The organism is Chthonobacter albigriseus (genome assembly GCF_013839445.1).
Classification (GTDB): Bacteria; Pseudomonadota; Alphaproteobacteria; order Rhizobiales; family Pleomorphomonadaceae; genus Chthonobacter; species Chthonobacter albigriseus.
Map to the genome: position 1 here is coordinate 501,866 of NZ_JACDIT010000001.1, position 10,250 is coordinate 512,115.

The 10,250-nt window shown below is 68.8% G+C and carries 10 protein-coding genes; 3 read left to right on the forward strand and 7 right to left on the reverse strand.

Translation table 11 applies throughout. The features are described from left to right. The first annotated feature begins 120 nt into the window (after positions 1–120). Positions 121–369, forward strand: coding sequence for an AbrB/MazE/SpoVT family DNA-binding domain-containing protein (locus HZ321_RS02220; protein ID WP_181699776.1), 249 nt, complete (start codon positions 121–123; stop codon positions 367–369). Continuing rightward, positions 359–751, forward strand: coding sequence for a type II toxin-antitoxin system VapC family toxin (locus tag HZ321_RS02225; RefSeq protein WP_206682714.1), 393 nt, complete (start codon positions 359–361; stop codon positions 749–751). The genes HZ321_RS02220 and HZ321_RS02225 overlap by 11 nt, the downstream gene beginning before the upstream one ends. 6 nt (positions 752–757) lie before the next feature. Here HZ321_RS02225 and def read toward each other — a convergent pair whose 3' ends face one another. Both def and recD2 read right to left on the reverse strand, forming a co-directional pair. Then, on the reverse strand, positions 758–1,276 hold the full coding sequence (def, locus tag HZ321_RS02230; RefSeq protein ID WP_181699780.1) for a peptide deformylase: 519 nt from the start codon (positions 1,274–1,276) through the stop codon (positions 758–760). 67 nt (positions 1,277–1,343) lie between these two features. After that, positions 1,344–3,530 (reverse strand): SF1B family DNA helicase RecD2, encoded by a 2,187-nt coding sequence (gene recD2 / locus HZ321_RS02235; protein WP_181699782.1) that lies wholly within the window; start codon positions 3,528–3,530, stop codon positions 1,344–1,346. Between the two features lie 229 nt (positions 3,531–3,759). On the opposite strand from recD2, the gene HZ321_RS02240 reads away from it, so the two are divergent. Then, positions 3,760–5,343, forward strand: coding sequence for an OpgD/OpgG family glucan biosynthesis protein (locus HZ321_RS02240; protein WP_181699784.1), 1,584 nt, complete (start codon positions 3,760–3,762; stop codon positions 5,341–5,343). Between the two features lie 11 nt (positions 5,344–5,354). Here the strand turns inward: HZ321_RS02240 and HZ321_RS02245 are convergent, their stop codons facing one another. From HZ321_RS02245 to choW, 5 genes are all read right to left on the reverse strand, one after another. Beyond that, positions 5,355–6,263, reverse strand: coding sequence for a C40 family peptidase (locus HZ321_RS02245; protein WP_181699786.1), 909 nt, complete (start codon positions 6,261–6,263; stop codon positions 5,355–5,357). Continuing rightward, complete coding sequence (locus tag HZ321_RS02250) at positions 6,260–6,610, reverse strand: MarR family winged helix-turn-helix transcriptional regulator (protein ID WP_181699788.1); 351 nt, start codon at positions 6,608–6,610, stop codon at positions 6,260–6,262. Before HZ321_RS02250 ends, HZ321_RS02245 begins: the two co-directional genes overlap by 4 nt. 65 nt (positions 6,611–6,675) lie before the next feature. Further along, positions 6,676–8,139, reverse strand: coding sequence for a betaine-aldehyde dehydrogenase (betB, locus tag HZ321_RS02255; protein WP_181699790.1), 1,464 nt, complete (start codon positions 8,137–8,139; stop codon positions 6,676–6,678). 42 nt (positions 8,140–8,181) lie between these two features. Beyond that, the gene (gene choV / locus HZ321_RS02260) at positions 8,182–9,267 is read right to left on the reverse strand and encodes a choline ABC transporter ATP-binding protein (protein ID WP_181699792.1); all 1,086 of its coding nucleotides are present in this window, start codon (positions 9,265–9,267) and stop codon (positions 8,182–8,184) included. Beyond that, positions 9,267–10,109: a choline ABC transporter permease subunit gene (gene choW / locus HZ321_RS02265; protein ID WP_181699794.1), complete on the reverse strand. Its 843-nt coding sequence runs from the start codon at positions 10,107–10,109 to the stop codon at positions 9,267–9,269. Before choW ends, choV begins: the two co-directional genes overlap by 1 nt. Positions 10,110–10,250: the final 141 nt, after the last annotated feature.

Genomic DNA, 10,250 nt, shown 5'->3' on the forward strand with positions numbered 1-10,250 from the left:
CGGCGAGGTCCGGAGCGCGGTTTAGCGGAAGGGGTCGACGAGGTCGAGTGCTTGCGTGCTGGTACCTTTACTCGAGATCAGGTACCATGTGTCTGTTTGATACCCAAAACGGCTCGGACCATGACATCTCAGGCGGTCAAGATCATCAACGGCGGGAAGATCGTGATTCCCGCTTCGTTTCGGCGGGCTCTCGGGCTCGCAGCGGGCGATACCGTGGTGGTGGAGCTTGCGGGCGAGGAGCTTCGGCTGCGTTCTCAGGCGCAGGCACTCTCGGAGGCTCGGGCCATCCTGCGCCGGCATGTTCCGGAAGAGCAGTCGCTGACCGATGAACTCATCCGGGATCGTCGGGACTCCGCTCGTGGCGAGTGAAGACCTGGTGGTTCTCGACGCGTCGGCGCTGTTGTGCGCGATCGAAGGCGAAACGGGGCACGACGTGGTCCTGAGGGCCCTGCCGGTTGGGGTCATATCGTCGGTGAACTTGTCGGAAGTCGTGGCAAAGCTCGCCGAGCGCGGCCTGGACGACAGCGAAATCCGTTCGGTCCTCGCCGCGGTGGAAGTTCCGGTGGTCGGTTTCTCGGAGGAAATCGCCTGGATGGCTGGGCTGCTGCGACCGAAGACCCGCGCCCACGGGCTTTCCTTCAGGGATCGTGCCTGTTTGGCGACCGGCGCGTTGCTGGCGAGGCCCGTCGTCACGGCCGACAAGGCATGGCTGGATCTGGACTTTCCGGTCGAGGTGATCTGCGTGCGATGACGCCTGTCATCCCCGCTCCTTCTCCTTGGCGAGCTTGGCGAACTTGCGCACCACGCGGTCGCGCTTGAGCTTGGAGATGTGGTCGATAAAGAGCACGCCGTTGAGGTGGTCGATCTCGTGCTGAAGGCAGGTGGCGAGAATGCCGTCGGCATCCACTTCCTGTTCGGCGAAGGCGAGATCGCGGTAGCGCACCTTCACCTTGGACGGGCGCTCCACCTCCTCGTAGTAGTCGGGGATGGAAAGGCAGCCCTCCTCGTACTTGGACCTCTCCTCCGACGACCAGACGATCTCCGGATTGAGGAACACCTGCGGCACGCGGGCATCCTCCTCGCGCGAGACGTCGATGGTGACCAGGCGAACCGGGACGCCGACCTGGATGGCCGCGAGCCCGATGCCGGGCGCCTCGTACATCGTCTCGAGCATGTCATCGGCCAGCCGCCGGATCTCGTCGGTGACCGACGCAACCGGTGCGGAGACGAGGCGAAGCTGGGAATCAGGAAGGATGACGAGCGGCTTGATGGTCATCCTCGGCAGATAAGCGATGCCGGAATTGTGGTCAATATGGGGGAATGCGGGACGGCGCTGCGGCCGGCTAGCCCTGCGCCGCCAGCATCTCCTTTAGGCGCGTCCAGCGCCTGCGTGTCCTGGCGCCGCTCACCGCCGTCTCCAGCGCCCAGGGTTCGGCGACCAGCACGACCAGGCGCTTGCCACGGGTGGCAGCGGTGTAAAGCAGGTTGCGGGCGAGCATGATGGTGTGTTCGCGCACCAGCGGGATCACCACCGCCGGGTATTCCGAGCCCTGGCTCTTGTGGATGGTGATGGCGTAGGCGCGCTGCAGGGCTTCCAGATCCTGAAGGCCGTAGGTCACCTCGCGGCCGTCGAAGGAGACGCGGACCTCGTCCTCCTTGGCGCGAATGGTGCGGACGATCCCGAGGTCGCCGTTGAAGACGTCGCGGTCGTAGTCGTTCTCGATCTGCATGACCTTGTCGCCGACCGCGAAGGTCTGGCCGAAGCGTTCCACCTGGTCGAGCGGCGCCGGGTTGAGCAGCCTGGCGAGCTGGTCGTTGAGGTTGCGAGCCCCGACCGCGCCCTTCTGCATCGGCGTGATGACCTGGACGTCGCGCATCGGGTCGAGCCCGAAGCGGCGGGGGATGCGGGTGCCGACGATCTCCAGGATCTTGGCGAGCGCGTCCTCCGAGCCGGTGGCCTCGACGAGGTAGAAGTCGGCCGTCTCCCCCGGCGGGGGAGCCTCCGGCATCTCGCCGTGGTTGATCCGGTGCGCGTTGACGATGATGCGGCTCTCCTCGGCCTGCCGGAAGATCTCCGTCAGGCGGGCGACCGGAACCGTGCCGGACGCGATCACGTCGGCGAGCACCTGGCCGGGGCCGACCGAGGGCAGCTGGTCGACGTCGCCGACCAGGATCAGCGCGGCGTTGGGCGGCATCGCCTCCAGCAGTGCAGCCATCAGCGCCACGTCGACCATGGAGGCCTCGTCGATCACGACGAGATCCGCCTCCAGGGGCTCGCCCGGGCCGCGCTTGAAGCCGCCCGTCGTCGGATCGATCTCCAGGAGCCGGTGGATGGTGCGCGCTTCGCGGCCGGTCTGGTCGGCCATCCGGCGCGCGGCACGTCCGGTCGGCGCGGCGAGCGCCACCGTCAAGCGGGCGCGGGAGACGACGGCCAGAAGGGCGTCGAGCAGGGTCGTCTTGCCGACGCCGGGTCCGCCGGTGATGACCGAAACCTTGGCGGTGGCGACGGCCGCCAGCGCGTCGCGCTGGGACGGCGACAGCGTCTTGCCGCTTGCCGTCTCGAAGCGCTCGATCGCCGCGGGCACGTCCACCTTGCCCCAGGGCACCGGCCCATCGGCGAGTTTCCTCAGCCGCTTGGCGACGCTCGCCTCGAAGCGGGCGAGACGCTTGGCGGCCAGGCAGGTGACGCCCTCCACCTCGGTTTCCTCGACGTCGCCGTGTCGGATGGCCTCGGCGATGGCGTCGGTCACCGCCTCCGGGTCGACGCCGAGAAGGCGGGCGGCGCGGTGGGCGATCTCTTCGCGCGGAACGGCCGTGTGGCCCTGGTCAGCGGCGTCCTCGAGCGCATAGGTGACGCCAGCGCGCAGACGCTCCGGGGCGGTTTTGCCGACGCCGAACTTCTCGGCGATCTCGTCGGCACCCTCGAAGCCGATGCCGCGCACCTCGCGGGCGAGGCGGTAGGGATCTTCCTCGATCACCTTGACCGCCTCCGGGCCGAAGTGCCGCCAGATGCGCACGGCGCGCGCGGTGCCGACGCCCTTCTCCTGGAAGGCGATCATGATCTCCTTGACCGCCTTGCGCTCGCGGTAGCTCTCTGCGATCCGGGCGGCGAGCTGCTTGCCGACCCCCGGCACCTTCACCAGCCGCATCGGCTCGTTCTCGATCACGTCGAGGGCCTTGGCGCCGAACTCCTGGACGATACGCTCGGCCATCGCCGGACCGACGCCGGAGATCAGGCCGGAGCCGAGGAAGCGGGCGACGGCGTCGCGGCCGGTCGGCTCGCGGGTGGTCATCTTCTCGGCGCGGAACTGCAGGCCGTGGACCTTGTCGGTCATCCACTGGCCTTCCGCGTCGATCTTCTCGCCGGCCGACACGGAGGGCACGTGCCCGACCAGCGCGACCGGCTCCTTGCGCCCGGTCACGCGGATGCGCAGCACGGAGAAGCCGTTCTCCTCATTGTGGAACGTAACTCGGTCGACGGTGCCGGTGAGGCGTTCGAACAGGCGCGGAGCCGAGGAATCGTCGGTCATGGGCGAGAAGTTATGGAGCCTTAACGGGCATTTGAGAAGCTCCACGGCGATGATGCGTCCGAGGGAGCAGGCCGACCGCACCGAAGACCGCCGCGGCGGATCGGACGGCCCCGAAAACGCCCTATTTCCTGCGGTTGACGCCGAGGGGCATCGCTCGGTACACCCGTCCCGTTTCGACCACGATGTCCTCCATCCTCGTCCGTCCGTTCTCCAGAGAGGCCTATCGCCCATGACCTCGCTTTCCCGTCGCGACGTGCTCGGCGCTCTCGCCGCCCTTGGTCTCGCGCCTGCCCTGCCGCTGTCGGCCAGGGCAGAGGAAGCAACCATCCTGGGCAAGGGCCGACCGTTCTCGTTCGACGGGCTGATCGCGGAAGCCAAGGCGCGCGCGGACAAGCCTTTCGCGCCTAAGCCCGTCGTCGCCGCCGAGGTGCTGGAGCGGATCGACTACGAGGAACACTGGCAGATCAAGTTCAAGGCGGACCACACGGTGCAGATCGGCGGCGGCAAGGCCCCGATCCGCTTCTTCCACCTCGGCAAGTTCTTCAAGGAGCCGGTCGGCATCTACGTGGTCGACGGCGACCAGGCGGCGCCGGTGCTCTATTCGCCCGATTTCTTCGACGTGCCTGCCGGCAACCCTGCGGAAGGCCTGCCGGCGGACATCGGCTTCGCCGGTTTCCGCGTCATGGAGCCCGGCGTGGAGCGCGACTGGCTGGCCTTCCTCGGCGCGGCCTATTTCCGCTCTTCCGGCGCCATGGACCAGTACGGTCTGTCGGCGCGGGCGATCGCCATCGACACGGCGTTGCCGACACCGGAGGAGTTTCCGCGCTTCACCGACTTCTTCTTCGCGCCTTCGGAGAAGGGCACGCTGGTGATCTACGCCGCGCTGGAAGGCCCGAGCGTTTCGGGAGCCGTGCGCTGGGACTGCGCGCGCGGCACGGAGCCGGGCGACAAGGGCGTGGTGATGGACATGGCCTGCCGCTTCTTCGCGCGCAAGGACATCCAGCGGCTTGGCGTCGGGGCCCTCACCTCGATGTTCTGGTACAACGAGACGAACCGGCTGGCGGCGCCCGACTGGCGCCCGGAGATCCACGACAGCGACGGGCTGGCGATCGCCACCGGCGCCGGCGAGCGGCTGTGGCGCCCGCTCAACAACCCGCCGCGGGTGATGACCTCCACCTTCGTCGACCGCGACCCCAAGGGCTTCGGCCTGATGCAGCGGGACCGCAGCTTCGAGAACTACCAGGACGACGGGGTGTTCTACGAGAAGCGTTCCAGCGTCTGGGTCGAGCCGAAGAACGGCTGGGGTGAAGGCGCCGTGCAACTGGTGGAGATCCCCACCGTCGACGAGATCCACGACAACATCGTCGCCTACTGGGTGCCCGCAAAGCCGGTGAAGAAGGGGGACCTGGTCGCCGTCGACTACCGGCTGACCTGGCTTGCCGACGAGCCGAACCCGCCGGCGATCGGTCGGGTGATCTCCACGCGCCTCGGGATCGGCGGCGTTCCCGGACAGCCGCGGCCGAAGGACACCGTCAAGTATGTGGTCGACTTCGAGGGCGGCAAGCTCGGCGACTACGGCCAGGGCCAAGGCGTCGAGGCCGTGGTATCGGCGGCATCCGGCACCATTTCCGGCACCTACGTGCTGCCGGTGGTGGGCACCAAGCGCTGGCGCGCCGTGTTCGACTTCAAGCCGACTGGCAACGAACCGGTCGACATGCGCCTGTTCCTGAAGGTTGAAAACGAGGCGCTGACCGAAACCTGGCTGTTCCAGCACCATCCCGGCACCTTCGTGCCGCCGGCCCATTCCGGGTAGTTCGAAGCCGCCTAGAGCCGCTTGACGCTGGTGACGTCGCCGCCTGCGGCGCGGATCCGTGCCAGCGCTTCGTCCAGCGGCTCCTCTACGGTCAGCATGTGGAAGCCATTGGCGTGCAGCAGGCAGTTGGGGCCCGAGACGAAGGCGACGTGGCCCTTCCAGAACACGAGGTCGCCGCGCTCCAGCGGTTCGCCGCCGATCAGCGTCGTGCCGTCCGCGAGCACGCGGACCTCGGTGCCCTCGGTCGGCAAGGGATCGCCGAGGATCGCCTCCTGCATGTCGCTGTCGCGCGGCGCGGGGATGCCTGCGGTGGCGAGCGCCGTCTGGACGAGGCCGGAGCAGTCGAGCCCGAATGCGGTCCGCCCGCCCCACAGATAGGGCGTGCCGACATAGCGTAGCGCCGCCTCGACCGGGTCGTCGGTGAGCGGATCGGCGGTCAGCTCCGTCAGGTGCTTGGCGACAACGGCTGTGCCGTCGGGAAGGACGGCGTAGGTCAGCCCGCGGGTCTCGGTCCAGGTGCGGACGGTCACCGCGGCACCCTCGGTCAGTTGTCCCGCGATCGGCAGGCGAAGATCCGGGCCGGGGAAGACCAGCGTGCGGGGCACGGTGATGCGATGGGTCGGCTCCGGGTCGACGGCCCCCAGCGCGTCGGAGGAGAGCCAGCCCACATAGCCATCACGGTCGAGCTGGACCCAGGCCCAGCCCTCGTCCGTGTCCTCGTAGAGGGTGACCGTCTCGCCCAGGATGGCTTCGGTGTCGAGCGGGCAGTCGAGCCTCGGCTCGCGTCGGAGGTCGGCGATGGCGGTTGCGATGCGGCGCGGGCTTCCCTTGACGTAGCGGGCGGCCTCGACGACTCCAACGAGGAAATCCGCCGCGAGATCCGGTCGGGCGGGGGTCAGGCGACGGTCGTAGCCGGTCATCTCGGAAGCTGTCTTCCCTTGTCCACGATCAGGTCGGCGAGGCGCTCCAGATAGAGCGCGCCTTCCACCGTGCGCTGGACGATCACGTTGCGGCGGTCCTTCTCGTCCCGCCTGCGGGAGAGGAGCTTCAGTTCGCCCATGGTGTCAAGGGCGCGGGTGATCGCCGGCTTGGTGACGCCGAGCTTCTCGGCCAATCCCCGCACCGTGTGCGGCGGCGTCTCAAGGTAGACCGTCAGCAGGATGGTGATCTGGCGCGGGCTCAAGTCCGATTCGTGGTCGCGCACGATGGCGAGCGACACGTCGTGCCAGAGCTTCAGGGCCTGGGAGGGGCGGATCTCGACGGGCATGCCAGGACCCTAGCACGCGGTCGTTTCGGATGCGTTACTGTTTCGCCCGCGTGCCCGCGTCCCGCCTAGTACGGCGACGCGACGTCTCCCAGTTCCACGTAGACGCTCTTCACCTGGGTGTAGCTGTGGAGGGCCTCGCGGCCGTTCTCGCGGCCGAGGCCGGATTGCTTCATGCCGCCGAAGGGCATCTCCACAGGGGTGAGGTTGTAGGTGTTGATCCAGGTGGTGCCGGCCTTCACCTGCGCGATCACCCGGTGGGCGCGGGCGAGGTCGGCGGTGAAGACGCCGGCGGCCAGGCCGAAGGGGGTGTCGTTGGCGCGGGTGACGACCTCCTCCTCGGTGTCGAAGTCGAGCACGGCCATGACTGGCCCGAAGATCTCCTCGCGGGCGATGCGCATGTCGTCGGTGACGTCGGCGAACACGGTGGGCTCGACCCAGGCGCCGCTTTCGAAGCCCTGCAGGCGCGGGACGCCGCCGCCGATCATCAGCCGCGCGCCCTCGGCCTTGCCGAGTTCGAGGTAGGCGAGAACCTTCTCGCGGTGCTTGTGGCTGACGAGCGGCCCGAGGTGGGTTGCCTCGTCGAGCGGGTCGCCGAGGCGGATCTTCGCCGTGCGCTCGACGAGCCTTTCCAGGAAGGCTTCCTTGGCGCCCTTCTGGACGAAGACGCGGGTGCCGTTGGAGCAGATCTGGCCGGTGGAGTAGAAGTTGGCGAGCATGGCTGCGCCGACCGCGTTGTCGAGGTTGGCGTCGTCGAAGACGATCAGCGGCGACTTGCCGCCGAGTTCGAGCGTCACATGCTTCAGCGTCTCGGCGGCGTCGGCCATCACGCGCTTGCCGGTGTTGCTTTCGCCGGTGAGCGAGATCTTGGCGATGCCGGGGTGCTTCACCAGCATGCGTCCGGTGTCGCCGTAGCCCTGGACGACGTTGTAGACGCCGTCGGGCAGCCCGGCTTCCTTCAGGATCTCCGCGAGCTTCAGGGCGGAGAGCGGCGTCGTCTCGGCGGGCTTGAAGATCACGGCATTGCCGGCGGCGAGCGCCGGGGCGGCCTTCCAGCAGGCGATCTGGATCGGATAGTTCCAGGCGCCGATGGCGGCGACCACGCCGAGCGGCTCGCGGCGGGTGTAGACGAAGGCGGAGCCGAGGTCGACGGTGGAGCCCTCGATCGAGGCGGCGAGGCCGCCGAAGTACTCCAGGCAATCGGCGCCGGACGCCGCGTCGGCCACCAGCGTCTCCTGCAGCGCCTTGCCGGTATCGAGCGTTTCCAGGACGGAGAGCTCGCGGTTGCGCTCGCGCAGCAGGTCGGCGGCGCGGCGGAGGATGCGGCCTCGCTCGCGGCCAGGCAGAGCGGCCCAGTCCTTCTGGGCGCGGGTGGCGGCGGCGACCGCCCGGTCTACGGTGGCGGCGGTGGCCGCGTGCAGGCGCGCGATCACCTCGTCGGTCGCCGGATAGCGCGACTCGATCACGGCGCCGTCGGCATCCTCGAAGGGTGCGCCGTCGATGAAATGGGAGGCGGGAGGCTGTGCGCGCATGCGGGTCCTGTTCTGAAGCGGGGCGTCGGCCGTGTCCTGCAGCTAGCGCCGCATGATGCCGCGCATGATGTCGTCCTGGTCGATGGTGCCGACGATGCGGCCGGCGTCCTCAACCAGGATCGGCAGGCCGGAGGAGAGCCGCGCGGCGATCACAGCCTTGATGGGGAGAGCTGCCGGTGCGATCGCGGCGCGGCCGGCGAAGACGTGGGCGTCCGGCAGGCGCACCGCGTCGGCGGGCACCGCGATCCCGTCGGCCGGACGCATGAGGTCGCAGGCGCGGAGCACGTTCAGCGGGTTCATGTGGGCGACGAACTCGGCGACGTAGGGCGTCGCCGGCTTCAGCATGATCTCCTGGGCGGTGCCGACCTGGATCACCCGGCCGCCGGCCATGATGACGATGCGGTTGCCGATCTTCATCGCCTCGTCGAGGTCGTGGCTGACGAAGAGGATCGTGCGCTTCAGGCTGCGCTGGAATTCAAGCAGTTCGTCCTGCAGCTTGTCGCGGATCAGCGGGTCGAGCGCCGAGAAGGGCTCGTCCATCAGCAGGATCGGCGCGTTGGTGGCGAAGGCTCGGGCGAGGCCGACGCGCTGCTGCATGCCGCCGGACAGCTCCTGGACCTTCTTGTTCGCCCAGTTGGAGAGGTGGACGAGTTCCAGCTGCGCCTTGACGCGCTTGTCGCTCTCCGCCTTGTCGACGCCGGAAAGCTCCAGGCCGAGGGCGACGTTCTCGGCCACCGTACGCCAGGGCAACAGGCCGAACTGCTGGAACACCATGGCGACCCGGGTGCGGCGGACGCGGCGCAGCGTGGCCGCGTCGCAGCGGGAGACCTCCACGTCGCCGTCGCCGTCGGCGAGGTGGACGGCTCCGCGCGCGACCTTGTTGAGGCCGTTGACGGCGCGGATCAGGGTCGACTTGCCGGAGCCGGAAAGGCCCATGAGGACGACGATCTCGCCCTCCATGACGTCGAAGGTCGCGTTCATCACGCCGACGATCTGGCCGGTCTCCTTGTTGATCTCGGCGACCGGGCGGCCCTCGTCGATCAGCGGATAGGCGCGCGCCGGGTCGGCGCCGAAGACGATGTCGACCTTGCTGAAGGAAACGGCCCGGCGGGGAGCGGAGGCGGACATCAGCGGCCCTTTCCTTCGTCGGCCCGGCAGAGGCGGTCCAGGATGATGGCGAGGAGCACGATGGCGAGGCCCGCGGTAAAGCCCATGCCGACGTTCACCGTGTTGAGTGCGCGCACCACCGGCACACCGAGGCCGTTGGCGCCGACCAGGGCGGCGATCACCACCATGGAGAGGGAAAGCATGATGGTCTGGGTGAGGCCGGCGAGGATCTGCGGCATCGCCCAGGGGATCTCCACCTTGAGGAGCCGCTGCATGGGCGTCGCGCCGAAGCTGTCGGCGGCCTCGATCAGGGCGGTCGGGGTGGAGGCGATGCCGAGCTGGGTGAGGCGGATCGGGGCCGGCAATGCGAAGATCACGGTGGCGATCAGGCCGGGCACCATGCCGAGGCCGAACAGGATGAGTGCCGGGATCAGGTAGACGAATGTCGGGATCGTCTGCATCAGGTCGAGCACCGGGCGCATCGCCGTGTTCAGCCATGGGCGGCGGGCCGAGACGATGCCGAGCGGCACGCCGAGCGCCATGGAGACGAAGGCCGAGGCGACCACCAGGGCGAGCGTCTCGGTGGTCTCCTTCCAGTAGCCCTGGTTGATGATGAAGAGCAGGCCGAGCACCACGAAGACCGCGAGGCCGATCGAGCGGCGCAGCCACCAGGCGAGCAGCGCGACGAGGGCGACCGTCAGCAGCGGAGGCGGAAACTGGATCACCGCCAGGATGGCGCCGATTACCGCGTCGAGTACGGCTGCGATGGCGTCGAAGAAGCCCGAGCCGTTGGTCGTCAGCCAATCGACGGCGTCCTTCACGACCTTGCCGACGGGCAGCTTGTTCTCTGTGAGAAATTCCATCGGCGCGTGAGCCTTGAGGGCGGAAGGGGCTAGCGATGCGGCGGGTGCGGGTTGGTGTCGGGGGCCGTCGGGGGGGGCGGCGGAGGCCGGTTCCGGCGGGGGGGGCGGCGGCACCGCCCGCCCCCCGGCGGGGGGCGGGGG